The following is a 23,951-nucleotide window of genomic DNA, read 5'->3' on the forward strand; positions in this document are numbered from 1 at the left end:
ATTTTGGCCACCAAGGCGGCACAGTGGACCCATGGAGCACAGAGGCCTCGACGCGTACGGGTACTTCGAGCGCGAAGGCTCGCTCGGGCAGGTGCAGGCCGAGTTCCGGGGGCTCGTCGCCGCCGCGAGGGAGCGGATCGCGGAGGCGTACGGGCGACGGCTGCACAGCGCCTACCTGTACGGGTCCGTGCCGCGCGGCACCGCCCGGCCCGGGCGGTCCGACCTCGACCTGCTCATCGCCCTGCACCACGCCCCCGGCGAGGAGGACCGCGACACCACCGAGGCGCTGGCGCACGGCCTCGACGAGGAGTTCGCGGAGATCGACGGGGTCGGGATCCTGCTGTACGGCAAGGACCGGCTGCTGAGCGAGCAGGAACGATACGACCTGGGCTGGTTCCTCGCCTGCCTGTGCACCCCGCTGCTCGGCGCGGACCTGGCCGAGCACCTGCCCCGCTACCGACCGGACGGCCTGCTCGCCCGCGAGACCAACGGCGACCTCGCCGAGCTGCTGCCCAGGGTGCGCGAGCGGATCCGGGACGCGGCCACCCCGCAGGAGTACCGCAAACTCTGCCGGGGCGTCTCCCGGCACCTCGTGCGGACCGGGTTCACCCTCGTCATGCCGCGGTGGGGCGGCTGGACCAGCGACCTCACCGAGTCGGCGGAGGTGTTCGCGCAGTACTACCCCGAGCGCGCCGACCAGATGCGCGCCGCGGCCGCCACCGCGCTGGACCCGGTCTCCGACCCGGCCGTGCTGCGCGCCTACGTCGAGGACCTCGGGCCGTGGCTCGCGGACGAGTACGCGGCCCGGCACGGGACGAAGACGGCCCGCCCCGACGCTGGCGGGTCCTAGAGGGCTTCGACCGCCTGCTTGGCCTCCACCAGGCCGGCTCCGGTGGCCTCGCGGTAGGCCTTGATGGCCTCCACCGTGCGGCCCTCGGCGGCCAGCGCCCGTACGCCGTCCATCCCGGCCGGCTCCGGCTCCACGATGCCGAAGTGGTCCAAAAGGAGCCCCAGGCGCCGCTCCAGCCGGTCCGTCGCGCGCTCCATCTCCTTGATCCGCAGGATCACCGTCGCAACGATCCAGCCGATGGCGGCGATCAGCGCGAAGATCAGGACGAAGTTCATTCGGGGCCTCCCGGGATCAGTCCGTGATCTTGAAGGTACTCCAGCTGCGCCCGTACGGACCATTCCGCGGCCGGCCACAGGGACCGGTCCACGTCCGCGTAGACGTGGGCGACGACCGCCTCGGGGGTGGTCAGGCCGTTCTCGACCGCCGTCTCGATCTGCGCGAGCCGGTGCGCCCGGTGGGCGAGGTAGAACTCCACCGCGCCCTGCGCGTCGTCCAGGACCGGTCCGTGCCCCGGGAGCACCGTGTGGACCCCGTCGTCGACCGTCAGCGAGCGCAGCCGGCGCAGGGAGTCCAGGTAGTCGCCGAGCCGCCCGTCGGGGTGCGCGACCACGGTGGTGCCGCGCCCCAGGATCGTGTCACCGGTCAGGACCGCCCGGTCGGCGGGCAGGTGGAAGCAGAGCGAGTCCGCGGTGTGCCCGGGCGTCGGAACCACGCGCAGTTCCAGACCGCCCGTGCGGATGACGTCCCCGGCGGCCAGGCCCTCGTCACCCAGGCGCAGGGCCGGGTCCAGGGCGCGCACCTTCGTCCGGGTCAGCTCGGCGAAGCGGGCCGCGCCCTCCGCGTGGTCGGGGTGTCCGTGGGTGAGGAGGGTCAGCGCGACCCGCTTGCCCTCCTTCTCGGCGGCGTCGATCACCGCGCGCAGGTGTACGTCGTCCAGCGGGCCGGGGTCGATCACCACGGCCAGGTCGGAGCCGGGCTCGGAGACGAGCCAGGTGTTGGTCCCGTCGAGGGTCATCGCGGAGGCGTTCGGGGCCAGGATGTTCACCGCGCGGGCGGTGGCGGGTCCGGAGACGACCATGCCGCGGGGCTGGCCGGGCAGGGCGGCGGCGTCGGTCATGCGGAGGCTCCTCCCGGGTTCGCGGGGCCGGGCTCCGCGGGGCCGGGCTCCGCCGGGCCGGCCGGGCGGGAGGGGCCCGGATGCGTGAGGCGGACGCGCTTGGTGAACTCGTCGTGGCCCGGCCAGCTGAGCACGAGCTCCCCGCCCTCCAGGGTGGCCCGGGCGAGCACCGGGGTCAGGTCCTGGGCCCCGGCCGCGGCGAGGGCCTCGGCGGGGCTCCCGTACGGCTCCAGGGAGCGCAGGGTGGTGATGGTGGGCGGCATCATCAGCAGCTCGCCCTTGTCGTAGCCGGCGGCGGCGTCGGCGGGGCGGATCCAGACCGTGCGGTCGGCCTCGGTGGAGGCGTTGCGGGTGCGCTGGCCCTCGGGGAGGGCCGCCACGAAGAACCAGGTGTCGTACCGGCGCGGCTCGAACTCCGGGGTGATCCAGCGGGCCCACGCGCCGAGCAGGTCGGAGCGCAGGACGAGGCCCCGGCGGTCGAGGAACTCGGCGAAGGACAGCTCACGGGCGACCAGGGCCGCGCGGGCGGCCTCCCAGTCCTCGCCGGTGGTGTCGCCGACGACGGTGTCCGCGGACTCGCCCGCGAGCAGGACACCGGCCTCCTCGAAGGTCTCGCGGACGGCTCCGCAGACGATCGCCTGGGCGGTGGCGGGGTCGGTGCCCATCCGCTCGGCCCACTCGGCCCGGCTCGGGCCGGCCCAGCCGATGCGGTGGTCCTCGTCGCGGGGGTCCACACCGCCGCCGGGGTACGCGTAGGCGCCTCCGGCGAAGGCCATCTCGACCCGGCGGCGCAGCATGTGCACGGCGGGGCCGTCGGGGGTGTCGCGCAGCAGCATCACCGTGGCGGCGCGCCTGGGTTCCGTCGGGGTGAGGGCGCCGTCCGCGAGGGCGCGGATCCGGTCGGGCCACTCCGGCGGGTACCACTGACCTCCGGCGGAGGTCTCTTGCTGACCGTACTGACCATTCGGCATGGCGGGATGCTACGGCCATCCGGGCCGATGTTCGAGGGTTGACCTCGGAGCACCGTTGTACGGGGGCTCAGTCTCGGCTGCGGATGTGCCGCTGCGCGGGGCAAGGTCCCCTACCCGCCCTTCCACCGTTCCCCGGGCACTGCCCGGACCCCGGTCCTCAAGCGCCGGACGGGCTGGAGAGGGGTGCCGGGCTGCGCCCGGACCCCCTGGGGCTCCGCCCCAGACCCCGGTCCTCGAACGCCGGACGGCGGGAAGGACGCCGGGGCCCGCGCCGCCGGAACCCGAACGGCCCCGGCGGGCCGCCGGACGGAGTCCGGCGCAGCGGGCCGAAGCCCGTGAGGCCCGCCAGGGCCGAGCGGTGCGAGGGGCGCGTCAGGAGGAGACCAGCTCGACCTGGATCTCGATCTCGACCGGGGCGTCCAGCGGGAGGACCGCCACGCCGACCGCGCTGCGGGCGTGGACGCCCTTGTCGCCGAGGACGGCGCCCAGCAGCTCGCTCGCGCCGTTCAACACGCCCGGCTGGGCGGTGAAGTCGGGGGCGGAGGCGATGAAGCCCACCACCTTCACGACGCGTGCGATCTTGTCGAGGTCACCGACGACGGACTTCACCGCGGCGAGCGCGTTCAGCGCGCAGGTCGCGGCCAGTTCCTTGGCCTGCTCCGCCGAGACCTCGGCGCCGACCTTGCCGGTGACCGGCAGGTTGCCCTTGACCATCGGGAGCTGGCCCGCGGTGTACACGTAGGCACCCGACCGCACGGCCGGCTGGTACGTGGCCAGCGGCGGGACGACCTCGGGCAGGGTCAGGCCGAGTTCGGCCAGCCTCGCCTCGACGACTCCGCTCATGCCGCCTTCTCCCGCTTCAGGTAGGCCACGAGCTGCTCGGGGTTGTTCGGCCCGGGGACGACCTGGACGAGCTCCCAGCCGTCCTCGCCCCAGGTGTCCAGGATCTGCTTGGTGGCGTGGACCAGCAGCGGGACGGTCGCGTATTCGAACTTCTTGGTCATGGGAGCGAGCGTAGTGCCTGCCGTGCGGGGCCCCGCCACCACCGCCGCCACCCGGGAGGAATTAGGCTCGGGCCCTGTGAGCAGGCTCCAGGTGGTCAGCGGCAAGGGCGGCACCGGCAAGACCACGGTCGCCGCGGCACTCGCGCTCGCCCTCGCACGCGAGGGCAGGCGGACTCTTCTGGTGGAGGTCGAGGGCAGGCAGGGCCTCGCCCAGGTCTTCGGGGCGGAGGCGCTCCCCTACGAGGACCGGAAGATCGCCGTCGCCTCGGGCGGCGGGGAGGTCTACGCGCTCGCCATCGACGCGGAGCGGGCGCTCCTGGACTACCTCCAGATGTTCTACAAGCTCGGCTCGGCCGGACGCGCCCTCAAGAAGCTCGGCGCCATCGACTTCGCGACGACCATCGCGCCGGGCCTGCGGGACGTGCTCCTGACGGGCAAGGCCTGCGAGGCGGTCCGGCGCAAGGACAAGGCGGGCCGGTTCGTCTACGACCACGTGATCATGGACGCTCCGCCGACCGGGCGGATCACCCGCTTCCTGAACGTCAACGACGAGGTGGCGGGCCTGGCCCGCTTCGGGCCGATCCACAACCAGGCACAGGCCGTCATGAAGGTGCTCAAGTCCCCCGAGACGGCCGTGCACCTGGTCACCCTGCTGGAGGAGATGCCCGTCCAGGAGACCGCCGACGGGATCGCCGAACTCCGGCAGGCGGGCCTGCCGGTGGGACGGGTGATCGTGAACATGGTCCGGCCGCACCACCTCGACGAGGACGCCCTGCGCGCCGCCGCCGGCGAGCGGCGCTCCGATGTCTCCCGGGCCCTGTCCCGGGCCGGCCTCGGCAGCGCCCGGCGCGGCGGGCTGGCCGAACGGCTGGTGGACCCGCTGCTCGCGCAGGCCTCGGAGCACGCGAGCCGGGTGGAGCTGGAGCGCACCCAGCGCACCGTACTGGCGGGGCTGGACGTGCCGACGTACGAACTCCCCCTGCTCGGCGCGGGGATGGACCTGGCCGGGCTCTACGGGCTCGCCGCGGAGCTGCGGAAGCAGGTGGGCGAGGAATGAGCGAGGCCCGGACCATGGAGGCGACGATGGACGCTCCCCCGCGGCTGGACGTCGACCGGCTGCTGGACGACCGGCAGACCCGGATCATCGTGTGCTGCGGGGCGGGCGGGGTCGGCAAGACCACCACCGCCGCGGCGCTCGGGGTACGGGCGGCCGAGCGCGGGCGCAAGGTGGTCGTCCTGACCATCGACCCGGCACGCAGGCTGGCCCAGTCGATGGGGATCGACTCGCTCGACAACACCCCGCGCCGGGTTCACGGGGTGGAGGGCGGCGAGGGAACGGAGGGCTCCGGGGGCTCCGGGGGCGGCGAACTGCACGCCATGATGCTCGACATGAAGCGGACCTTCGACGAGATCGTCGAGGGCCACTCCGACCCCGAGCGGGCGCAGGCCATCCTCGCCAACCCCTTCTACCAGTCCCTGTCGGCCGGCTTCGCGGGCACGCAGGAGTACATGGCGATGGAGAAGCTGGGGCAGCTGCGGGCCCGGGACGACTGGGACCTGATCGTGGTGGACACCCCGCCGAGCCGGTCCGCGCTGGACTTCCTGGACGCACCGGGGCGCCTGGGGTCCTTCCTGGACGGGAAGTTCATCCGGGTGCTGATGGCTCCGGCGAAGGTGGGCGGCCGGGCGGGGATGAAGTTCCTCAATGTCGGCATGTCGATGATGACGGGCACGCTGAGCAAGCTGATGGGTGCCTCGCTGCTGAAGGACGTGCAGACCTTCGTGGCCGCCATGGACACGATGTTCGGCGGCTTCCGCACCCGCGCGGACGCGACCTTCCAGCTCCTCCAGGCTCCCGGTACGGCCTTCCTCGTGGTCTCCGCGCCCGAACCGGACGCGCTACGCGAGGCCGCGTACTTCGTGGAACGGCTGGCCGCGGAGCGGATGCCGCTGGCCGGGCTCGTACTGAACCGGGTGCACGGCAGTGACGCCGAACAGCTCTCCGCGGAGCGGGCGTTGGCCGCTGCGGAGAATCTTGAAGAAGGCGGCATTGTGGATCAGGAGTCCGGGAAAGCTGGACTTCGTGACTCCACGGAGACCGACCCGGAGACCGACCCCGACACGGAGACCGACCCCGATGCCCGCATCGAGCGAGAGACCGGCGCCGACACCGTAGACACCGCCGGCGCGGACGCCGACGTGGACCTGATCACGGCAGGACTGCTGCGCCTGCACGCGGAGCGCATGCAGGTCATCGCGCGCGAACAGCGCACGCGTGACCGCTTCACCTCGCTGCACCCCGAGGTGGCGGTGGCCGAAGTGGCCGCCCTGCCCGGCGACGTACACGACCTCGCCGGGCTGCGGGCCATTGGAGAGCGACTCGCGGCCGGGGTTCCGGCCGGAGCGTAGGCGTTCCTACGACGGGTGCCCAGGTGGTCTACCCGGCTGCCGCGTACGTCTCGTACGGAACACCGATCTCCTCATCGTCATCCATGGTGAGGATGCCCGTACTGCGCTCGTACTCCGTGCGTGCGGTTTCGAGCAGTCGCCTCCACGAGGTGACGGTGGGACGCCGGCGCAGCAGCGCACGTCGTTCCCGCTCGGTCATTCCGCCCCACACTCCGAACTCGACACGATTGTCGAGCGCGTCGGCCAGGCACTCGGTCCGCACCGGACATCCGGTGCACACCGCCTTGGCCCTGTTCTGTGCCGCTCCTTGAACGAACAGTTCATCCGGATCGGTAGTGCGGCAGGCTGCCTGCGCACTCCAGTCGGTAACCCAGCCCATCCCGGCGCCGTCCTCTCCCGAATCGAGGCTCCCCCACGGCGGTAGCGGCATATTCACCGCTGCCAGTTGAGGACGTTACGGAAGGTGGGCACAGTGCAACACCCCCGACGGGCCCAATCTTGAATGGTCCGAACGGACTATGGGTAAGCGGCAGATCACCCGACGGAGTGATCCTGCGACATGCCCGACCATTCCGGCGATTTGGGTGAAATCGACGGGGCATGCTGATCACAGGAGGCGAGATTCGGACATGCGTCCACCCCATTCGGGAAGGGTGAAAAACAAGCCGAGGGGTTGATGTCCCACCGCACTGCTGTGACAGTTGGGGACAGCTTAGGCCAAGGCATTCGCGCGTGTCCGGCGAATGAGAACGTAGGCTGCCCTCTATGGGAAAGAAGCGCTCGGGCGGCGGGCTCACGGGGCCACAGCAGGCCGCCAAGTTCCTCGGTGTGTCCGTTCTCTCCGGAGTTGTGCTCGCAGGCATCGCGATCCCGGGCGCCGGCGCCCTGGGCCTCGCGGCCAAGGGCACGGTCGAAGGGTTCGATGAGATCCCGGCCAATCTCAAGACACCTCCGTTGAGCCAGCGCACCACGATTCTGGACTCAGAAGGTGGCTTGATCGCCACGGTCTATTCGCGTGACCGGCAGGTGGTCCCGATCACGGCCATCTCCCCGTACATGCAGAAGGCCATCGTCGCGATCGAGGACTCCCGCTTCTACGAACACGGCGCGATCGACCTCAAGGGCATCCTGCGTGCGGTCAACCGCAATGCCCAGGAGGGCGGCGCGGCGCAGGGCGCCTCGACGCTGACGCAGCAGTACGTGAAGAACGTCTTCGTCGAAGAAGCCGGCGACGACGAGACGAAGGTGCGCGAGGCACAGGAGAAGAGCCTCGGGCGCAAGATCCGCGAGCTGAAGTACTCGATCCAGGTCGAGGAGGAGCTCGGGAAGCAGAAGATCCTCGAGAACTACCTCAACATCACCTACTTCGGTCAGCAGGCGTACGGCATCGAATCCGCGGCCCAGCGTTACTTCAGCAAGCCCGCCAAGGACCTGACCCTGGACGAGGCGGCGATGCTGGCGGGCGTGGTCCAGTCGCCGAGCCGGTACGACCCGGTGAACGACTCGCAGGAGGCGACGAAGCGCCGCAACATCGTCCTCCAGCGCATGGCCGACGTGAAGAACATCTCGCAGGCCGAGGCGGACGCCGCGAAGGCGAAGCCGCTCCAGCTGAAGGTGACCAAGCCGAAGAACGGCTGCATCACCGCGGTCAAGGGCGCGGGCTTCTTCTGCGACTTCGTGCGGAACACCTTCCTCGACGACACCGCCTTCGGAAAGACCCGCGAGGAGCGGGCGAAGGTCTGGAACCAGGGCGGCCTGACCGTCCGCACGACCCTGGACCCGCAGTCGCAGGACTCCGTCAACGAGTCCATCAAGGACCACGTGGACCAGGACGACAAGGTCGCGACGGCCGTCACCCTCGTCCAGCCCGGCACCGGGCGGGTCCTCGCCATGGGCCAGTCCAAGCCGTACGGCTTCGGCAAGAACGAGACCCAGATCAACTTCTCGGTGGACAAGAAGATGGGCGGCTCGAACTTCGGCTTCCCGACCGGCTCCACCTTCAAGGCGTTCGTCGCGGCCGCCGCCCTCGAAGGCGGGCTGCCGCCGACGAAGATGTACCAGTCCCCGTACGACATGGACTACCCGAGCCCGGTGCGGACCTGCGGCGACAAGCCCTGGGTCAACACCGACCGCGCCAAGGTGGAGAACGAGACCGAGTCCGAGGTCGGCCCGTACGGGATGAAGGAGGCGATGGCCAAGTCGGTCAACACCTACTTCGTGGAGATGATCTCCGAGGTGGGCCTGTGCCCCGTCACCGAGATGACCACCAAGCTCGGCGTGATCCCGGCCAACGGCGCCAAGCTCCCCGAGGTCCCGGCCATCGCCCTCGGCAGTGAGGGCATGTCCCCGCTGACCATGGCCAACGCCTACGCCACCTTCGCCAACCGCGGCGTGTACTGCACCCCGGTCGCCATCGAGTCGATCACCGACGCGCACGGCAAGGCCCTGACGGTCCCGAAGTCCAAGTGCGGCCGCGCGATGACCGAGCGGACCGCCGACACCATCAACACGCTGCTGCTCGGCGTGGTCGACTCCGGCACGGGCCAGCAGTCGGGTCTGACCGACCGGCAGAGCGCGGGCAAGACGGGTACCACCGACAGCCGTTACAACGCCTGGTTCGTCGGCTACACCCCGAACATGTCCGGCGCGACCTGGGTCGGCTCCGGCGGCGCCAAGCAGGTGTCGATGGAGAACATCACCATCGGCGGCCAGTACTACGACAAGGTCTTCGGCGGTGGCCTGCCCGGCCCGATCTGGAAGCAGGCGGTCTCCGGCGCGCTCTCCGGCCGCGAGGCCCCCAGCTTCACCACGGTGAACATCCCCGACACCCCGAGCCCGACCCCCGGCGCCAAGCCCAGCGGCAAGCCCACCAAGCCCGGCAAGCCCGGCCGCGACGGCAAGCCCGGCGACGGACGGCCCGGCGGGGCGACCGCAGCCGGCCCCACCGGCGGTAACACCGGCGGCCCCGGCGGCACGGGCGGGGACGACCCGCTCGGCGGGATCACGATCCCGCCGGGGATCATCGGCGGCCGCGACTAGGCGCCGTAGGAAACGCAAAGGGAGGGCCCCCACCAGATCCGCATCCGGATCCGGTGGGGGCCCTCCCTCGTTCCCCTGCGGGGAACGGCATACGTGTACTAGGACAGGTGCTTCTTGACGGCGGCGGCGACGCGCCCGCCCTCCGCCAGACCCGCGACCTTCGGGTTCACGATCTTCATCACGGCGCCCATGGCCCGCGGCCCCTCGGCGCCCGCCGCCTTGGCCTCCTCGACGGCCTGCGCCACGATCGCGTCGAGCTCGGCCTCGCCGAGCTGCTTGGGGAGGTAGGTGTCGAGGAACTCGCCCTCGGCGGTCTCCCGCGCGGCCTGCTCGGGACGGCCACCCTGCGCGAAGGCATCAGCGGCCTCGCGGCGCTTCTTCGCCTCCTTGGCGATCACCTTGAGGACTTCCTCGTCGGAGAGCACCCGGGCTTCCTTGCCCGCGACTTCCTGGTTGGTGATGGCTGAGAGGGTCAGGCGCAGCGTGGACGAGGCGAGCTCGTTGCGCGCGCGGATGGCGGTGGTGAGGTCTTCCTGGAGCTTGGCCTTGAGCGTGGTCATGCCCCGAGTCTGCCAGGTACGGGGGCTCCGGCGCCCGCCGGTTTCCCGGCGTGCTTGCCGGGTCTGCGAACATGAGGGCATGCGTGCGCGTTACGGAGTACCCCTGAAGGTCACCGCCGGTATCGCCGCGGCCGGGGCCGCCGGTCTGGCCTATGCCGCCGGTTTCGAAGCGCGGTCCTTCCGCCTGCGCCGGGTCACGGTCCCCGTGCTCCCGCAAGGAATGCGCCCGTTGCGCGTCCTGCAGGTCTCGGACATCCACATGGTCGGCGGGCAGCGCAAGAAGCGCGCCTGGCTGCAGTCGCTCGCCGGGCTGCGCCCCGACCTCGTGGTGAACACGGGCGACAACCTCTCCGACACCGAGGGCGTGCCGGAAGTGCTCGACGCGCTCGGCCCTTTGATGGACTTCCCCGGCGTGTACGTCTTCGGCTCGAACGACTACTACGGGCCCCGGATGCGCAATCCCGGGCGCTACCTGATCGAGAAGACCCAGGGCCGGCACGGGCTGAACGGCAACGCACCGGTCGTCGGGGCCGTCCACAACCCGTGGGAGGGCATGCGGGACGCCTTCGACGCGGCCGGCTGGCTCAACCTCACCAACACCCGGGGCCGGCTCAAGCTCGACGGGCTGGAGCTGGCCTTCACCGGCCTGGACGACCCGCACATCAAGCGCGACCGGTACGCGAAGGTCGCGGGCGGGCCGGAGGCGGACGCGGACTTCTCGATGGCGGTCGTCCACGCCCCGTACCTGCGCGTCCTCGAATCCTTCACCGCCGACCGGTACCCGCTGATCCTGGCCGGCCACACGCACGGCGGGCAGCTGTGCATCCCCTTCTACGGGGCGCTCGTCACCAACTGCGACCTGGACACCAAGCGGGTGAAGGGCCTCTCGACGCACGAGGCGCAGGGGCAGCGCGCGTACCTCCACGTATCGGCGGGCTGCGGGACCAACCGCTTCACCCCGGTGCGCTTCGCGTGCCCGCCCGAGGCGACACTGCTGACACTGACCCCGAAGGCCTAAGGCGGGCGGTCGCGCCGGGTACGTTGACAGGATGATCACACCCGGCGCATCCGGCGCACTCCGCCTCCCGACCGTCGCCTTCCGTGCGCTGATCGCGGCCGCGGCCGTCACCGGCCTGGTCATCGAGTGCGCGTACGGCAGCGTGCCCGTCGTCCTGAGCTTCTTCACGATCTGGACGAACATCCTGGTCGCGGTCGTCTTCGGACTCTCCGCCTACCGCGTCCACCGCCGCGAGCCGGACGTGGCCCCCTTCTGGCGGGGCGGTGTCCTCCTCTTCATCCTGATCACCGGGCTCGTCTTCCACCTGGTCCTGGCCAACCCGTCGAGCCCCTTCAACGTGCTCGAGGACCTCGACAAGCTCTCCGGCGCGAAGGCCGTCTCCAACCAGCTCCTCCACACGGTCACCCCCGTCGGCGCGGTCCTGGACTTCCTCTTCCTGACCGCCCCCCGCACCCTGCGCCCGCGCTACGCCGCGCAGTGGCTGGCGTACCCCCTGCTCTACGTGGTCTTCGCCCTCACCCGCGGCGCCCTGCTCTCCCCCGGCGTCCCGAGCCGGTACACGTACCCCTTCATCGACGCCGCCCAGTACGGCTACGCCAAGGTCGCCCTGAACGCGGTGGTCCTGGGCCTCGCCTTCTACGCCATCGGCCTCGCCCTGGTCGCGGCCGACCGCTACCGCCCGCCGCGCGAAAACCGGATTTCGTCTCCGGCCGAGGGTCCGCTAAAGTAATCGATGTCGCCAGGGCAGCAAGCGCTGCAAGGGTGGACATCGGGGTGTAGCGCAGCTTGGCAGCGCGCTTCGTTCGGGACGAAGAGGTCGTGGGTTCAAATCCCGCCACCCCGACTTCGTAAGACCAGGTCAAGGGCTTGATCCGCATCGCGGGTCAGGCCCTTCCTGCGTTCCCGGTGATCGTTTGGGAGAAATCTGGGAGAGGATCTTGGTCGGCTTCTCCCAGAAACCCCTGCGACCCCGCCTTCGCGTCTTCTCCGCGCGCCCGCCTGACGGTTGGGGCGCGCCCGAGCCCGAAGTCCGTGTCGTCTTGTCCCCCTCCCCCGTCTCCATGCCCTCGGGCCTGCGCGGCGGCACTGACCTAGGGGCCCGCTTCCCCCGAAGCGGGCCCCTAGGTCGGAGTGCGGTGCGACTAGCCGGTGATTTCGATCTTCCCGTTGGCCGGGGCGGAGGCAGGAGAGGGGTCCTGCTTCGGGGCGGTGAGGCCCTTGAGGAGCTGGGCCAGGTCGACGCCGGTGGTGGAGCCGAGCAGTTCCATGCCCTGGGCGACGTTGTCGGCGACGGTGCGGGAGAGTTTGCTCGCGCCGTCGGTGGAGATGACGGTCATCTTGTCGATGGCGGACAGCGGCTCGGCGGCCTTGGCCACCACCTGCGGCAGTACCTCGACCATCATCTGGATCATCGCCGCGTCGCCGTAGCTCTCGAAGGCGTCCGCCTTCTTCTGCATCGCCTCCGCCTCGGCCGAGCCCCTGGCCAAGATGGCCGCCGCCTCCGCGTCGCCTTCGAGGCGTACCGCTTCGGCGATGGCCGCACGCCGGGCGCGCTCGGCCTCACCGCGCTTGGCTCCCTCGATGGCCTCTGCCTCGGCCAGTGCGGAGCGACGCTGCTTCTCGCCCTCACCGGTCAGGCGGGCCCGCTCGGCCTCGCCCTGGGCGGCGGCGATGGCGGCGAGACGCTCGGCCTCGGCCTGCTTGACCCGGGCCACGCGCAGGGCCTCTGCCTCCTGCTCGGCCTGGTAGCGGCGGGCGTCGGCGGGCTTGCGGACCTGGGTGTCGAGCTGGCGGTCGGTCAACGCGGCCTGGCGCTCTGCGACCTTCTCCTGCTCCGCGAGGATCTGCTGCTGCCGGTCCGCCTCGGCCAGCGGACCGGCGGCGTTGGCCTGAGCGGCTGCCGCGTCGGTCTCGGCCTTGATCTCGGCCTGGCGCAGGTACAGGGTCCGCTGCGCGACCGCGATCTCTTCTTCGGCCTTCAGACGGGCCTGCTCGGCGGCCTGGCGGGAGTTGGCCTCGGCGATGTCCGCTTCCTGCTTGGCGCGGGCCGCTTCGGGACGGCCGAGGTCTTCGAGGTAGGAGCCCTCGGTGGTGATGTCCTGGATCTGGAAGGCGTCCAGGACCAGGCCCTGCCCGGACAGGCTCGCCTCGGCCTCCTCGGCGACCTGCCCGGCGAAGGCGGCGCGGTCGCGGATGATGTCCTCGACCGACATCCGGCCGACGATGGCGCGCAGGGCTCCGGAGAGCACTTCCTGGGTGAAGCCGACGATGCCGTCCTGCTGCTGGAGGAAGCGCTGGGCCGCGGCGCGGATGGCATCCTCGTTGCCGCCGACCTTGACGATCGCGACGCCCTCCAGGTTGGCCTTGATCCCGCGCAAGGTGACCGCGCCGCGCACGGCGATCGGGATGTGCCGGCTGGAGAGGTCGAGCGTGTACCGCTGCTGGACGAAGGGGACCACGAACACCCCGCCGCCCACCACGACCTTCTGGCCGCTGTTGTCGGTGGTGGTCTGACCCGTGGTCGGGTCGGTGGACTTCTTGCCGCGCCGGCCCGTGATGATGAACGCCTCGCTGGGGCCGGCGACCTTGTAGCGGGTGACGACCACGAGGGCGAGCAGGACGAGGAGTACGACCACTCCGACGACCGCGGTGACGACTGGACTCATGAGGGATCCCCTCCTGCCCCCGAGGCGGCAGATCGATGATGGTGGAACGTGAGTGAGCTGGCGGAAGGATTCGTCAGTGCTCTACGGGGCGGACGGCGACCGAGGTCGGAGACGGGGCGGCCGTCACCCAGACCTCCGCGCCACGGGCCAGCGGGCCGTCGGCCGTCGCGGCGTACTTGACGGGCTGCCCGGCCAGCCGGAGCAGCACCTCCCCGTAACCGCCCGACGGAATGTCGGTCACCACGGTCCCGGTCGATCCCACGAGATCGCCGTGGCGCGGCGCTTCCCCGCTGCGGTCCCGCAGCAGGGCCCGGCTCATCCGGTACGTCGCCCAGCCGGCCCCCGCGCCCGCGAGGGCTCCGACGGCGGTCGCCACCCCCAGACCGAGTCCCGTGGACCCGAGCACGATCGCCCCCGTGAAACCGAGCATCGAGACGAAGCCCGCGACCACCGGAAGCGACAGCCAGCCGTCGAACAGTCCGTCCAGAGCACCGTCGAAGACACCCTCCAGGACTCCATCGAGCACCAGGGAGGCGACCAGCAGCACGATCCCCGCAATGCCGAGACCCAGAAACAAGCCCATGAACGCCTCCCCGCATGGCTGGCATTTCCGCCGGACATGGGGATCGTGCCACCGGGACACGCCGGTGCACATTGCCTGCCTTCGGCAATCTTTACGCCGCTTTAACGCACGCGCGGGACGGGCTGGTCCTGCTGGACTCGACCCGGGCTTGGTGGGGATCGCCCCCCCAGCTGTTCTGGCTGCACTGGCGCGAGGAGGAGAAGAAGTGACGGCACGGGCCTGGCTAATTCGCCCGCTTCATCCAACCGTAGGGGGGGCACCCTTGAACAGGACACGTTTCATATCGGTGCCGGCAGGCGCCGCCGTCTCCTCATGGGCGTCATAACTGCTACAGCCTCCGACAAGCCGGCTGCTCCTCCGCGTCCGCCGTGCGTAAATGCGAACGGCACGGTCGAGATGAGGATGCCTGAACCAGCGACAGGGCCCGGGGCGAGCGATCGTTCGGGACCTAACCCATAGGAGGGGGGTACGGCATGTCCGCGTTGGTGTCATTAACGGCGGGTCTTTTGTATGTCGCCATCGCCGCTCTTGCGTTTGACGATGGCCTGCCAACACTACTCTTCACCGCTGGTTTCGGCGCTGCAGGCATCGTCCTGGCCTCCGCGGGCGCCCGGATGCTGGCCGGCCACCGGGATCAAGTTCGCCTTGCCCGGCGCGGCGCATGGCTCGCGCTTCTGACCATCACAACGCCTGTGGCCGTCTGGGCGGTCAACATCGGATCCTCTGATGCTCCCGCTGCGTTCACGCAACTGGCCATCTCACAGGGTGCCCTGACTTACGTAGCTTCCGCGACAGTTCCAGCAATCCTGACCCTGTTGCTGGTCCGCACCCGCGTCCGCCGCTAGGAGCATGCGGTAGCGACAGGCCTCCTGTTGATTCGGGTGCCGTGGTGAGCGGGGCAGGTTGGCCTGCACCTGGTCCGGCTCGTGTCCATCCTCCGCAGCATGGCTGCCGTGCGGCTCAAACGGGCCGATCTGCCCGGCGGCGCTCGCGTCCGGGACGACACGCCGATTCAAACGCATGGACCCCTGCGCGTCAGCGGCGGACGGCGCTGGAGCCGAGCATCACCAGGCCGGTGACGAGGCAGGACGAGCCGATGTCCACCAGGGCGACAGCGAGGCGGAACTCGGTGATGTTGTGTCTCAGCCAGGCCGCCGCAGTGCCGACGGCGTGATACGCCGGGTTTCCGTTCATTGGTACCTCTCTGGTGCGAACGCCCACCATAGAGGGGCTTCGCGTGACGCGTGCATGCCGGAGTCCGGCAGCATCGACCCCCCTTGGACTGCCGTCAGAGAGCCGTCAGAAACGCGTAAGGAATGTATAAAGTAGCCGGTGGTGTGCCGGGAAGCCTGGTCGGCGAACAGGGGACAACTCTCTTCGCGAATCGGGGCTCTGCCATGGTGCTCGTCGCTGTTTTCGGTGTGGCGCTGCTGATTGCCGTGCTGCTGTCGGGGCTCGCCGCCCGTACGGTCCTTTCGACCTCCCTCCTCTTCCTGCTGGGCGGGGCCCTCGTCAGCGACGGGTTCCTGGGGCTGATTCACATCACCCCTGACAGTGAAATCGTCTCTGTCACCGCCGATCTGGCCCTGTTCGCGGTGCTGTTCACCGACGGTATGCACGTCTCCTTCCCGAAGCTGCGGCAGAACTGGAAGAACCCGGCCCGCGCGCTCGGGCTCGGCATGCCGCTCGCCATGGCCGGCACGGCCCTGATCACCCATTACCTCGTCGGCCTGGACTGGACGACCTCGTTCCTGGTCGGGGCGGTACTCGCGCCCACGGACCCGGTGTTCGCCTCCGCGATCGTGGGCCGCCGGGAGGTCCCGGCGAAGTTGCGTCAGCTGCTGAACGTCGAGAGCGGCATCAACGACGGCCTCGCGCTGCCCGTCGTGTTGATCCTCATCGCCGCCGCAGGGCCCACCTCCGGCCAGGCACACGCCTCCGTCGGCTCGATCGCCCTGGAGCTCGGCCTGGGGCTGGTCTTCGGCATCGTGCTGCCTCTGGCAGTCGCGGGGCTGGTGCGGCTGCGGCTGCTGGGCGCGGAGCCGAAGCTCCAGCCACTGCTGCCGCTGGCGACCGGGATCATCCTCTACGCGGCCTGCCACCTCACCCACGCCAACCCCTACCTGGCCGCGTTCTCCGCCGGCGCCGTCCTGGCATCCGTGTCGCCCGAGTCGAAGACGGTCTTCGAGCCGCTCGGGGAGGCGTTGGCAGAACTGGCGAAATTCGCCGCCCTGCTCGTGTTCGGGGCCCTGCTGACACCGCAGTTGTTCGGAGACCTGTCGGTGGGCGGGTACGTCGCGGTGGTGCTGGCAATCGTGCTGATTCGCCCGGCCTCGCTGCTGGTCTCGCTGCTGGGGGCGCGGATCGAGCGGCGGGAGAAGCTGGTGGCCGCCTGGTTCGGGCCCAAGGGTTTCGCCTCGGTCGTCTACGGGCTGCTCGTGCTCCAGGCCGGAATCCCGCGGGGCGAGGAGGCGTACACGCTGATCGCCGTCTGCATCGCCTTCTCGATCATCGCCCACTCCAGCACCGATGTACCGATCGCCCGCCTCTTCCGCGTCGACGACCTCGCCGGCATCCCGAGCGAGGACCACACCGCGAAGCCGTCCGCCGTTCCCGCCCCTAGAAGTGCACCCGACCAGGAGAAGCGCCATGCCCGCCCGTGAACTCGCCGAGCCCTACCCCCATGTGACCACCGACGACCCAGCTGTGGACGCGGTCCGCCTGCTCGCCGAGCAGAACCTGCCCGCACTCCTGGTCCTGGACAGCGACGGAACCCCGTACGCAATCGTTCCGGGCTCCCAGCTGGTACGCCAGCTCGTACCCGAGTACGTGATGGAGGACCCGCTGCTGGCCCCGGTCATCGACGAGCGGCACGCCGAAGCGATGGCCGAAGGCCTGGCGGGCAAGACGGTCGCCGAGTGGCTGCCCCGGCGTGAGTTCAAGCCGCAATACATCGGCCCGGACGCGGGGACGATGGAGATCGCGGCCGCCATGGCCCGTACCCACGTCCCCCTGGTCGCGGTCGTCGAACGCGATGGCACCCGGGGCCGCCTTCTCGGAGTGGTCTCCGCCGCATCCTTGATGCGCCACCTGCTCCGGGCAGGCGGGCAGGCGTGAGCGACTGGCACAGCTGGGCCGCGATCGCCGTCTTCGCCGGCGCCTACATCCTGATCATCAGCGAGTGGGTCCACCGCGTCGCCGCGGCCCTCGGCGGCGCCGCCCTGATGCTGGCCATCGGCGCCACCGACGACACCGCGGCCTTCCACTCCGACAAGACCGGCATCGACTGGAACGTCATCTTCCTGCTCCTCGGCATGATGATGATCGTCGGCGTGCTGAAGCGCACCGGCCTCTTCGAGTACCTGGCCATCTGGTCCGTGAAGAAGGCCAAGGCCCGGCCCTTCCGGGTGATGACCATGCTGATCGTCATCACGGCGGTCGCCTCGGCGCTCCTGGACAACGTCACCACCGTGCTGCTGGTCGCCCCCGTCACCCTGCTGGTGTGCGACCGGCTGCGGCTCCCCGCAGCTCCGTTCCTGATCGCCGAGGTGTTCGCCTCCAACGTCGGCGGTACCGCCACCCTCGTCGGCGACCCGCCCAACATCATCATCGCCAGCCGGGCCGGCCTCACCTTCAACGACTTCCTCGTCCACCTCGCCCCGCTGTGCGCCGTCCTGATAGTCGTCCTCGTCCTGCTGTGCCGGGTGATGTTCGCCAAGTACTTCGTCTACGACGAGAAACGCGCCGCCGAGCTGATGGAACTGCGCGAACGCGAGGCGATCCGTGACCCCCGGCTACTCGCCCAGGGTTTGGGTGTCCTCGCCCTGGTCGTCGCCGGATTCGTCCTCCACCCCGTCCTGCACTACGAACCCAGCGTCGTCGCCCTCCTCGGCGCCGGCCTGCTCGTCGCGGTCTCCAAGGTCGAGACGGGCGAGGTGCTGGGCGAGGTGGAGTGGCCCACCCTCGCGTTCTTCGCGGGCCTGTTCGTCATGGTCGGCGCCCTCATCGAGACCGGTGTCATCGGCGAGCTCGCCGGGGCCCTCGCGGACGCGATCGGGGGTGCCGAACTCGGCGGCTCCATGCTCCTCCTGGGCGGTTCCGCCGTGCTCTCCGGGATCGTCGACAACATCCCCTACGTCGCCACCATGGCGCCCGTCACCAGCGAGCTGGTCACCGACATGGGCGGCGATCCCGACCACGTCATGTGGTGGGCCCTCGCCCTCGGCGCCGACCTCGGCGGCAACGCCACCGCCATCGGCGCCTCCGCCAACGTCGTCGTCCTCGGCATCGCCGAACGCAACCGGACCCCGATCACCTTCTGGCAGTTCACCAAGTACGGCCTCGTCGTCACCGCCGTCACGATCGCCGTCTCGGCCCTCTACCTGTGGCTGCGCTACTTCGCCCTCGCATAGGAGCCGGCCGGACAGGAGGAGAGGCATGCGCATGGCCCGTCGCGACCGGTCCACCGAAGCCATATCGATCGTCTTGTGGTGGGCCACCCTCACCCTGCTCCTGTGGTGCGGCGGGCAGATCCGCCACCAGCCCGCGTCCGTCGTGACCTGCGCCGCGAGCGCGGCTCTGCTGGTCGCTCTGGGAGAGATCGGCGCGTGGCTGCGTCGGCGGTGGCGTACCCGCTACCGGCTCCCGCGGCGGCGCTGAGGGCCGTGCTCAGGCCCCGGCTTCGCCCGGCCAGCCCAGGAGGCGGGCGCCGATGACCGCGGTCTGAAGGGTGTACCGGTTCGCGGGGTTGGTCGGGTCGGCGTCGGTGAGGGTGTGGATGCGCTCCAGCCGGTAGGTCAGGGCACGCACGCTCAGCGACAGGTGGCGGGCCGCCTCGGTCGCCACGCATCCGCTGTCGAAGTAGGCGGTGAGCGTGTCGATGAAGGGTTGGGCACCGCCGCGCCCGTTCCGCAGAGGGCCGAGCACGCTTTCCACCAGGTCTGCCATGGCTTGCCGGTCCCGGGTCAGGACCGGGTAGACCAGCAGGTCGGCGGCGTGCAGCACCGGGCCCTCCAGACCCATCCTCTCCGCCAGTTCGAGGGCGTTGAGGGCCTCCTCATACGAGTGGACGACCCCTCCGGCCCCTGGGTGGGAACGGCCTATGGCAACCCGCCCGCCGCCGGTGGCGGCGTACGCCTGCTTGCCGAAGAAGGCGAGCACATCCGGCTGATCACCGGGGGCCACGCAGATCAGCCGCCCATCCTTCGTGGTCAGCAGGAGCTGCCGGTTGCCGAACCGGGCCAGGACGGTCTCTTCGATCCCCCTGGCCACCGGGTAGCCGTCACCGTACGGCTCCGGGCCCTCGGCAACCGCGACCGCGTGGGCCTGCGACAGCCGCAGCCCGAACCGTTCGGCCCGCTCGACCAGCCTCCCCAGATCACTGCCGCCGTACAGCAGATCGTCGATGAACTCCCGGCGCGCGGCCTCCTCCTGCCGCACTGCCTGGTGCTGGGCCCGTTCGTACCCTTCGGCGAAGGCGTCCACGGCCTGCTCTACAGCGGCCAACAGCGCTCCCGTAGCCCCGGACGGCAATCGCGGCTGTAGCTCCCGCGCCGCAGTCAGATGGTCCCGGATGAGCCCGCGCAGGGCCAGTCCCGCCTCCGCAGCCCGTGTGCCCTGCACCCTGCGGGAATCCAGCTCGGCACGGCTGAGCCTACGACCCGTGACGCAGGCGTCGAGCAGGATTTCGACGTACCCCGCCATATGCTCCGCCAGTGCGGCCCCGTCGGCCATGGCCCTCCCCCGATCCTGGCAACTCCATGACACGTCCTTGACGCGGGGACCAGGGTGACACGTGCACCGGCGGGCGCCGCCACCGGCATCAGGGCCGCGTCAAGACTGCCGGTCACCGGCAATGCGCGGCCGGGCACGGCACGGGCAGGATCAGGCGACGGGGGGAACCCAGCACGGCCCGGATGCCGAGCCGAAGAATCGGGGGGCGGCATCCGGGCCGGTGGTTGGGTCCGGTCACGCGCTTGGTTCAGCGGTGTTGGGCGGCTAGCCACACCGCGGTGGCTGTGGCGAGGACGAGAGCTCCCAGGGCGCACATCAGCAGGCCGTGGCCCGGCAGCGCATACATCGCCGCTCCGGCCGCCGTCAGGACGGCGCCGAAGGCGAAGAGCGGGGAAAGCGGCCCGCTGCGGGAACGGCCAGTCATGGGATGGCTCCTGGCAGGGAGTAGGACGTCGTGGCCCCAGACTCCCATGAGGTCGGACCGCCGTACAGCGACGCAGACCACTCCGTGCAGGCGCTCCGTGGAAGAACCGTCGGTCCCCAGCAGCGGACGCACCTCAGGAGCCACATCAGCTTGCGTCATGCGAAGTCCTCTTTCGGCTGGCGAGTTGCCGTGCTCGGCGCACAGCCGGTATCAGCGGGCACCACGCCTCAGACACCTTCCGCAGTTCGCCGGTAACGCGATCACCACCCTCAAGAAGCACGCCTCGATCAGACGCTCGACCTTGGCGACTGGGAGAAATCTGGGAGATGATCTTCCCCGAAAGGGCCCTCAAGGCCCACTCAGACCACGGGACACCAACGCCCTGACCTGGGCCTATTCCAAACGTGCAGCGTCGGCGGACGGCCGGACTTCGTTCGGGACGAAGAGGTCGTGGGTTCAAATCCCGCCACCCCGACTTCGTAAGACCAGGTCAAGGGCTTGATCCGCATCGCGGATCGGGCCCTTCCTTCCTGCGTTTCTGGGGCTGTTGTCCGGGCGCCTGCCTGCGCGGTGCGGGGCCATGGAGGGTCAGGGCGTGGGCTGGTGGGGCCAGGGGTCCGGGGCGGGGGTGGTGCCTTCGGCTCGGAGGGTCAGGCGGTCGGTGTAGTGCTGCCAGGTCTCCGCGTGGGCCTCGCACGACTCCGAGGTGGGCAGGCCGCTGTGGATCAGGTGGAGCAGGGTGCCCTGGTCGGTGGGTTCCAGGGTGATCTCCACCCTGGTGGAGCCGGCCGGGACGGGCAGGACGCCCTGTTCCCAGCCCCAGGTGAAGACGAGGCGCTCCGGCGGGTCGATCGTCAGGAAGCGGCCGGAGGCCACGTCCTCGCCGGTGACCCGGATGCGGTACGAGCCGCCGGGCTCGAAGGAGAACGTGCCGTCGGCGCCCATCCAGGACAGCCACTTCTCCCGGTCGGTGAAGAGGGCGAAGACGGTTTCGGGGCGGGCTTCGATGCGGCGCTCCAGCGTGACGGTGTCCATCGGCGTCGCGGGGGTCGCGGGGGTCGTCATGGGCGACATTGTCCCGTGACGGGGCGGCTCCCGCCCGGCCGCGGGCGCGGCGTCGCCGGTTATGCGGTCGTGAGGGCCGCCGCGCCGAAGGAGACGTCGAAGCGGTCGCACCAGATGGTGACGCTGGTGTACGCGGACGGGTTCACGTCGGCCGGGATCGCGTAGTTCTGGTCGCCCTTGTTGCCCTTGAGCTTGCCCAGGCTGACGTACTTGCCGTCGTCGAAGACCCGCCAGCCCGCCGTGCCCTCCTTCACCGGGGCGTCCGTGAGCCAGACCCGCAGGTCCGGGCCGTTGCTGGTGTCGAGGTTCTCCAGGCGCAGGGTGTGGGAGCCGTCGGGGAGGCGGATGAGTTTCGCCGTGCCCGTGGTGGTGTGCTCGTGGCTGATCAGCGAGCCCTGGGCGAGGGTCTGGGCGAGGGGCTGCGGGGTCGCCTGGGCGGTGGGCGAGAGGGTGGGCGAGGAGGAGGACGTCGATGGGAGGGACTCGTGGACCGTTGCGTTCTGCCAGAGCTTCCACGGCTGGAACCAGTACAGGCCGAGGCCCAGGAGGAGGGCTGCCGGGAGGGCCAGGGCCGTCAGGACGGTCCGGACGGTTCGGGGCCTGCGTGTGCCCCGGTTCTGCGGTTGGTTCTGGGTCACTTGTCCGGCCCCTCGTCGCGTTCGGTCGTCCTGGGCATTCAACGCGCGGGGGCGGGGCGGGGCCAGGCCCGGCCGGATGACGAAAGGCTTACGGCATCCGGCCGGGGCGGGGTCAGAGGGTGCGGAGCTTGGTGGTGAAGACCTGGTTCGCGACCTTGTCGCCGAGGACGAGGCCGTCCGTGGCGTCCCACGGGTAGTGGACGCCGAGCCAGATGCGGCTGTCGGCGTCCTCCTTGCCGGCTGCGCTGAAGCTGGTGAAGTGGCGGGTCTTGACCGGGGCCTGCGGTTCGTCGGTGGTGAGGTCGAAGGAGATGTTGTCGCTGCCGAAGTAGCGCTTCATCACCCCGGCCCAGGCGCCGCCGAAGGAGGCGTGGCCGGAGACGTACGCGGGGAAGCAGGGGCTGACGTTGACGCCCGTCGGGCTCTTCAGCAGCGGCTTCCACTGGGGGTCGAGGCCGCCTTCGCGGACCGCCGAGACGGGCCGCCACAGGTCGATGGGGGTGGCGAACTTGGCGTCGCGGACCGCGATCCCGGTGTCGGCCATGGCGAGGGAGACGAGGGCGAAGAGGCGGGCGTTGGCGTAGACCCCGAGGCCGCGGGCCTTGGCCACCTCGCGGGTGGCCTGGAGCATGTGGCCCGGCGGCTTGTAGGTGCCGTTGTTGTCGTTGGCCCAGAACCAGGCGGCGGCGAGCTGGTCCGGGGTCCGGTTGATCACCGGGGTGGCCGCGGTGGGCTTGTCGGCGCCGGCCGCGCGGACCGCCGCGACCTGCTGCTTGTACGCGTCGCTCGCCACCAGGGCCTCGTACGAGCCGTACTGGGTCAGGGTGGTGGGGCGGAACTGGGAGCCGGAGGCCAGCGAGAACGGCTTGACCTGGCCGTAGAACGGGCTGATCGCGTCGCTGTCCTCGTCGCAGGAGGCGTCGGGCATGTCCGGGTAGCTCGTCGGCCGCCAGGCGCCCGGCTTGTTGTCCCCCACGTAGACCTGGGGGTTGTCGGAGCCGTCGCCGGTGCGGGCGTCGGTCATCTGCTTGACCATCGGGCCGACCACGGTGAGGTCGAGGAAGTCGCCGGCGGTGGGCTCGGTGCCGAAGCGCTCGCGGAAGCGCGAGTCGAGGTACTGCGTCTGGTCCGCGTAGCGGCTCTGCTTGTTGCCGTAGAGGCCGAGGAGGATGTTGTAGGCCGTCCGGCCGATGACGCGTTCCTCCTCGTCCGGGCCCTCGGCCCAGCCCAGGTAGTTCTCCGCCTTGATGTACGGCTCCGAGGTGATCTTGCCCTTCCACTTCAGCTGGTACGAGGACTCCGCGTCGTAGATCGCGGCGTTCATCATCGCGGCCGAGCGGGCCATCGGGACGGGCCCGCCGCCGACCCGGCGGAAGACGTTCTGCAGCACGTCGTTCCAGTAGTGCACGGGGTCGGCTATCGACTGCGCCGGCAGCGCGGCCTGGGCGGGCTGGGGGGCGGCGGCGAGGACGGTTCCGGTCGCCGCCAGGACGACCGCGGTCGCCAGGGCGCGGTGCCGGAGGGCGACCCGGCGGGTGGCGCTGCGCAGGGTGGCGCTGCGCAGCGCGCGGCGAGGGGTGCGGACGTTCTCGGGCATGGCTCGACTCCCTTTGATCACAGGCGTGTTGATCACCACGGGAGGTGGCGGCGCGATCATGGCCCGGGGCGGGCCCGGACGCTTGTAGAAAATGGAACGCCCGTGCGGAATGGCCGGTCCCGCCCGGCTGGACGGCGTGAAGCGGCTACTGCGCCCGCCACTGCACCCATCCCTGCGCCCACCCCTTCGCCCATCCCTGCGCCAACCGCTCCACCGGTCCGCCACCGGCAGATCGGCGGTCGTCGGAACTGCGGGGCCCTTCCGGCCGACCAACTCC

Annotated in this window: 26 protein-coding genes and 1 tRNA gene; 12 read left to right on the forward strand and 15 right to left on the reverse strand. The window is 70.5% G+C overall.

Annotation, left to right across the window (positions count from 1 at the left end):
- The first annotated feature begins 31 nt into the window (after positions 1 to 31).
- Entirely contained in the window at positions 32 to 850 is an 819-nt protein-coding gene (locus tag OG898_RS10300; RefSeq protein ID WP_266956314.1) for a nucleotidyltransferase domain-containing protein, read from the forward strand.
- On the opposite strand, the gene OG898_RS10305 is transcribed toward OG898_RS10300, so the two are convergent.
- The 5 genes from OG898_RS10305 to OG898_RS10325 all read right to left on the reverse strand — a co-directional run bounded on the left by OG898_RS10305 (position 847) and on the right by OG898_RS10325 (position 3,942).
- Positions 847 to 1,125, reverse strand: coding sequence for a hypothetical protein (locus OG898_RS10305; RefSeq protein WP_250745364.1), 279 nt, complete (start codon positions 1,123 to 1,125; stop codon positions 847 to 849). The two genes, OG898_RS10300 and OG898_RS10305, sit on opposite strands and share 4 nt — an antisense overlap.
- Positions 1,122 to 1,967 (reverse strand): MBL fold metallo-hydrolase, encoded by an 846-nt coding sequence (locus OG898_RS10310; RefSeq protein ID WP_250745363.1) that lies wholly within the window; start codon positions 1,965 to 1,967, stop codon positions 1,122 to 1,124. The genes OG898_RS10305 and OG898_RS10310 overlap by 4 nt, the downstream gene beginning before the upstream one ends.
- Positions 1,964 to 2,938, reverse strand: a complete 975-nt coding sequence (locus OG898_RS10315; protein ID WP_250745362.1) for an NUDIX hydrolase — start codon at positions 2,936 to 2,938, stop codon at positions 1,964 to 1,966. The genes OG898_RS10310 and OG898_RS10315 overlap by 4 nt, the downstream gene beginning before the upstream one ends.
- A gap of 372 nt (positions 2,939 to 3,310) precedes the next feature.
- Positions 3,311 to 3,781 (reverse strand): RidA family protein, encoded by a 471-nt coding sequence (locus tag OG898_RS10320; RefSeq protein ID WP_266956317.1) that lies wholly within the window; start codon positions 3,779 to 3,781, stop codon positions 3,311 to 3,313.
- Positions 3,778 to 3,942, reverse strand: coding sequence for a DUF4177 domain-containing protein (locus OG898_RS10325; RefSeq protein ID WP_112447450.1), 165 nt, complete (start codon positions 3,940 to 3,942; stop codon positions 3,778 to 3,780). Before OG898_RS10325 ends, OG898_RS10320 begins: the two co-directional genes overlap by 4 nt.
- A gap of 76 nt (positions 3,943 to 4,018) precedes the next feature.
- Here OG898_RS10325 and OG898_RS10330 point away from each other — a divergent pair, with 76 nt between their 5' ends.
- The gene (locus OG898_RS10330) at positions 4,019 to 4,999 is read left to right on the forward strand and encodes an ArsA-related P-loop ATPase (protein ID WP_250745360.1); all 981 of its coding nucleotides are present in this window, start codon (positions 4,019 to 4,021) and stop codon (positions 4,997 to 4,999) included.
- Positions 4,996 to 6,351 (forward strand): ArsA family ATPase, encoded by a 1,356-nt coding sequence (locus OG898_RS10335; RefSeq protein WP_266956319.1) that lies wholly within the window; start codon positions 4,996 to 4,998, stop codon positions 6,349 to 6,351. The genes OG898_RS10330 and OG898_RS10335 overlap by 4 nt, the downstream gene beginning before the upstream one ends.
- A 28-nt stretch (positions 6,352 to 6,379) precedes the next feature.
- Here OG898_RS10335 and OG898_RS10340 read toward each other — a convergent pair whose 3' ends face one another.
- Positions 6,380 to 6,730, reverse strand: a complete 351-nt coding sequence (locus tag OG898_RS10340) for a WhiB family transcriptional regulator (RefSeq protein ID WP_250745358.1) — start codon at positions 6,728 to 6,730, stop codon at positions 6,380 to 6,382.
- Between the two features lie 386 nt (positions 6,731 to 7,116).
- Between OG898_RS10340 and OG898_RS10345 the strand changes: the two genes are divergently transcribed.
- On the forward strand, positions 7,117 to 9,390 hold the full coding sequence (locus tag OG898_RS10345) for a transglycosylase domain-containing protein (protein ID WP_250745357.1): 2,274 nt from the start codon (positions 7,117 to 7,119) through the stop codon (positions 9,388 to 9,390).
- 98 nt (positions 9,391 to 9,488) lie between these two features.
- Here OG898_RS10345 and OG898_RS10350 read toward each other — a convergent pair whose 3' ends face one another.
- Positions 9,489 to 9,950 (reverse strand): GatB/YqeY domain-containing protein, encoded by a 462-nt coding sequence (locus OG898_RS10350; protein WP_243330535.1) that lies wholly within the window; start codon positions 9,948 to 9,950, stop codon positions 9,489 to 9,491.
- A 79-nt stretch (positions 9,951 to 10,029) separates the two neighbouring features.
- Between OG898_RS10350 and OG898_RS10355 the strand changes: the two genes are divergently transcribed.
- From OG898_RS10355 to OG898_RS10365, 3 genes are all read left to right on the forward strand, one after another.
- Positions 10,030 to 10,968 (forward strand): metallophosphoesterase, encoded by a 939-nt coding sequence (locus OG898_RS10355; protein WP_266956322.1) that lies wholly within the window; start codon positions 10,030 to 10,032, stop codon positions 10,966 to 10,968.
- A 31-nt stretch (positions 10,969 to 10,999) separates the two neighbouring features.
- The gene (locus tag OG898_RS10360; RefSeq protein WP_266956324.1) at positions 11,000 to 11,698 is read left to right on the forward strand and encodes a Pr6Pr family membrane protein; all 699 of its coding nucleotides are present in this window, start codon (positions 11,000 to 11,002) and stop codon (positions 11,696 to 11,698) included.
- Between the two features lie 40 nt (positions 11,699 to 11,738).
- Positions 11,739 to 11,812 (forward strand) — tRNA-Pro (locus OG898_RS10365).
- A gap of 298 nt (positions 11,813 to 12,110) precedes the next feature.
- On the opposite strand, the gene OG898_RS10370 is transcribed toward OG898_RS10365, so the two are convergent.
- Positions 12,111 to 13,634: a flotillin family protein gene (locus OG898_RS10370; protein ID WP_266956326.1), complete on the reverse strand. Its 1,524-nt coding sequence runs from the start codon at positions 13,632 to 13,634 to the stop codon at positions 12,111 to 12,113.
- 73 nt (positions 13,635 to 13,707) lie between these two features.
- Positions 13,708 to 14,217, reverse strand: a complete 510-nt coding sequence (locus OG898_RS10375) for a hypothetical protein (protein ID WP_266956328.1) — start codon at positions 14,215 to 14,217, stop codon at positions 13,708 to 13,710.
- Positions 14,218 to 14,690: 473 nt separating this feature from the next.
- Here OG898_RS10375 and OG898_RS10380 point away from each other — a divergent pair, with 473 nt between their 5' ends.
- Positions 14,691 to 15,062: a hypothetical protein gene (locus tag OG898_RS10380; RefSeq protein ID WP_266956330.1), complete on the forward strand. Its 372-nt coding sequence runs from the start codon at positions 14,691 to 14,693 to the stop codon at positions 15,060 to 15,062.
- Positions 15,063 to 15,252: 190 nt separating this feature from the next.
- On the opposite strand, the gene OG898_RS10385 is transcribed toward OG898_RS10380, so the two are convergent.
- The gene (locus OG898_RS10385; protein WP_266956332.1) at positions 15,253 to 15,411 is read right to left on the reverse strand and encodes a hypothetical protein; all 159 of its coding nucleotides are present in this window, start codon (positions 15,409 to 15,411) and stop codon (positions 15,253 to 15,255) included.
- A gap of 203 nt (positions 15,412 to 15,614) precedes the next feature.
- On the opposite strand from OG898_RS10385, the gene OG898_RS10390 reads away from it, so the two are divergent.
- The 4 genes from OG898_RS10390 to OG898_RS10405 are packed head-to-tail and all read left to right on the forward strand — an operon-like array spanning position 15,615 to position 18,876.
- A complete protein-coding gene (locus tag OG898_RS10390) occupies positions 15,615 to 16,880 on the forward strand; it encodes a sodium:proton antiporter (RefSeq protein WP_266956334.1) in 1,266 nt (421 codons plus the stop codon).
- The gene (locus OG898_RS10395; RefSeq protein WP_266956336.1) at positions 16,867 to 17,334 is read left to right on the forward strand and encodes a CBS domain-containing protein; all 468 of its coding nucleotides are present in this window, start codon (positions 16,867 to 16,869) and stop codon (positions 17,332 to 17,334) included. The genes OG898_RS10390 and OG898_RS10395 overlap by 14 nt, the downstream gene beginning before the upstream one ends.
- Positions 17,331 to 18,629, forward strand: a complete 1,299-nt coding sequence (locus OG898_RS10400) for an ArsB/NhaD family transporter (protein WP_266956338.1) — start codon at positions 17,331 to 17,333, stop codon at positions 18,627 to 18,629. The genes OG898_RS10395 and OG898_RS10400 overlap by 4 nt, the downstream gene beginning before the upstream one ends.
- A 25-nt stretch (positions 18,630 to 18,654) precedes the next feature.
- Positions 18,655 to 18,876, forward strand: coding sequence for a hypothetical protein (locus OG898_RS10405; protein ID WP_266956340.1), 222 nt, complete (start codon positions 18,655 to 18,657; stop codon positions 18,874 to 18,876).
- 9 nt (positions 18,877 to 18,885) lie between these two features.
- Here the strand turns inward: OG898_RS10405 and OG898_RS10410 are convergent, their stop codons facing one another.
- The 5 genes from OG898_RS10410 to OG898_RS10430 form a co-directional block, all read right to left on the reverse strand.
- The gene (locus tag OG898_RS10410) at positions 18,886 to 19,950 is read right to left on the reverse strand and encodes a CdaR family transcriptional regulator (protein WP_266956342.1); all 1,065 of its coding nucleotides are present in this window, start codon (positions 19,948 to 19,950) and stop codon (positions 18,886 to 18,888) included.
- A gap of 247 nt (positions 19,951 to 20,197) precedes the next feature.
- Positions 20,198 to 20,374 carry a PGPGW domain-containing protein gene (locus OG898_RS10415; RefSeq protein WP_266956344.1) on the reverse strand — a complete coding sequence of 59 codons (177 nt, stop codon included), beginning with the start codon at positions 20,372 to 20,374 and terminating at the stop codon, positions 20,198 to 20,200.
- A gap of 588 nt (positions 20,375 to 20,962) precedes the next feature.
- The gene (locus OG898_RS10420) at positions 20,963 to 21,439 is read right to left on the reverse strand and encodes an SRPBCC domain-containing protein (RefSeq protein WP_266956346.1); all 477 of its coding nucleotides are present in this window, start codon (positions 21,437 to 21,439) and stop codon (positions 20,963 to 20,965) included.
- A gap of 59 nt (positions 21,440 to 21,498) precedes the next feature.
- A complete protein-coding gene (locus OG898_RS10425; protein ID WP_250744907.1) occupies positions 21,499 to 22,017 on the reverse strand; it encodes a DM13 domain-containing protein in 519 nt (172 codons plus the stop codon).
- Positions 22,018 to 22,189: 172 nt separating this feature from the next.
- Positions 22,190 to 23,674: a vanadium-dependent haloperoxidase gene (locus tag OG898_RS10430; RefSeq protein ID WP_250744873.1), complete on the reverse strand. Its 1,485-nt coding sequence runs from the start codon at positions 23,672 to 23,674 to the stop codon at positions 22,190 to 22,192.
- Positions 23,675 to 23,951 lie beyond the last annotated feature (277 nt).

The organism is Streptomyces sp. NBC_00193 (genome assembly GCF_026342735.1).
In the GTDB taxonomy this organism is placed as follows: domain Bacteria; phylum Actinomycetota; class Actinomycetes; order Streptomycetales; family Streptomycetaceae; genus Streptomyces; species Streptomyces stoeckheimensis.

Excerpts from the sequence above, each read along its gene's own strand:
- OG898_RS10390 (WP_266956334.1), top strand. The coding sequence starts at position 15,615 with ATGGTGCTCGTCGCTGTTTTCGGTGTGGCGCTGCTGATTGCCGTGCTG.
- OG898_RS10385 (WP_266956332.1), bottom strand. The coding sequence starts at position 15,411 with ATGAACGGAAACCCGGCGTATCACGCCGTCGGCACTGCGGCGGCCTGG.
- OG898_RS10355 (WP_266956322.1), top strand. The coding sequence starts at position 10,030 with ATGCGTGCGCGTTACGGAGTACCCCTGAAGGTCACCGCCGGTATCGCC.
- OG898_RS10335 (WP_266956319.1), top strand. The coding sequence starts at position 4,996 with ATGAGCGAGGCCCGGACCATGGAGGCGACGATGGACGCTCCCCCGCGG.
- OG898_RS10375 (WP_266956328.1), bottom strand. The coding sequence starts at position 14,217 with ATGGGCTTGTTTCTGGGTCTCGGCATTGCGGGGATCGTGCTGCTGGTC.
- OG898_RS10345 (WP_250745357.1), top strand. The coding sequence starts at position 7,117 with ATGGGAAAGAAGCGCTCGGGCGGCGGGCTCACGGGGCCACAGCAGGCC.
- OG898_RS10370 (WP_266956326.1), bottom strand. The coding sequence starts at position 13,634 with ATGAGTCCAGTCGTCACCGCGGTCGTCGGAGTGGTCGTACTCCTCGTC.
- OG898_RS10315 (WP_250745362.1), bottom strand. The coding sequence starts at position 2,938 with ATGCCGAATGGTCAGTACGGTCAGCAAGAGACCTCCGCCGGAGGTCAG.
- OG898_RS10420 (WP_266956346.1), bottom strand. The coding sequence starts at position 21,439 with ATGACGACCCCCGCGACCCCCGCGACGCCGATGGACACCGTCACGCTG.
- OG898_RS10325 (WP_112447450.1), bottom strand. The coding sequence starts at position 3,942 with ATGACCAAGAAGTTCGAATACGCGACCGTCCCGCTGCTGGTCCACGCC.
- OG898_RS10405 (WP_266956340.1), top strand. The coding sequence starts at position 18,655 with ATGCGCATGGCCCGTCGCGACCGGTCCACCGAAGCCATATCGATCGTC.
- OG898_RS10360 (WP_266956324.1), top strand. The coding sequence starts at position 11,000 with ATGATCACACCCGGCGCATCCGGCGCACTCCGCCTCCCGACCGTCGCC.
- OG898_RS10340 (WP_250745358.1), bottom strand. The coding sequence starts at position 6,730 with ATGGGCTGGGTTACCGACTGGAGTGCGCAGGCAGCCTGCCGCACTACC.
- OG898_RS10410 (WP_266956342.1), bottom strand. The coding sequence starts at position 19,950 with ATGGCCGACGGGGCCGCACTGGCGGAGCATATGGCGGGGTACGTCGAA.
- OG898_RS10415 (WP_266956344.1), bottom strand. The coding sequence starts at position 20,374 with ATGACTGGCCGTTCCCGCAGCGGGCCGCTTTCCCCGCTCTTCGCCTTC.
- OG898_RS10350 (WP_243330535.1), bottom strand. The coding sequence starts at position 9,950 with ATGACCACGCTCAAGGCCAAGCTCCAGGAAGACCTCACCACCGCCATC.
- OG898_RS10380 (WP_266956330.1), top strand. The coding sequence starts at position 14,691 with ATGTCCGCGTTGGTGTCATTAACGGCGGGTCTTTTGTATGTCGCCATC.
- OG898_RS10300 (WP_266956314.1), top strand. The coding sequence starts at position 32 with ATGGAGCACAGAGGCCTCGACGCGTACGGGTACTTCGAGCGCGAAGGC.
- OG898_RS10395 (WP_266956336.1), top strand. The coding sequence starts at position 16,867 with ATGCCCGCCCGTGAACTCGCCGAGCCCTACCCCCATGTGACCACCGAC.
- OG898_RS10430 (WP_250744873.1), bottom strand. The coding sequence starts at position 23,674 with ATGCCCGAGAACGTCCGCACCCCTCGCCGCGCGCTGCGCAGCGCCACC.
- OG898_RS10305 (WP_250745364.1), bottom strand. The coding sequence starts at position 1,125 with ATGAACTTCGTCCTGATCTTCGCGCTGATCGCCGCCATCGGCTGGATC.
- OG898_RS10320 (WP_266956317.1), bottom strand. The coding sequence starts at position 3,781 with ATGAGCGGAGTCGTCGAGGCGAGGCTGGCCGAACTCGGCCTGACCCTG.
- OG898_RS10310 (WP_250745363.1), bottom strand. The coding sequence starts at position 1,967 with ATGACCGACGCCGCCGCCCTGCCCGGCCAGCCCCGCGGCATGGTCGTC.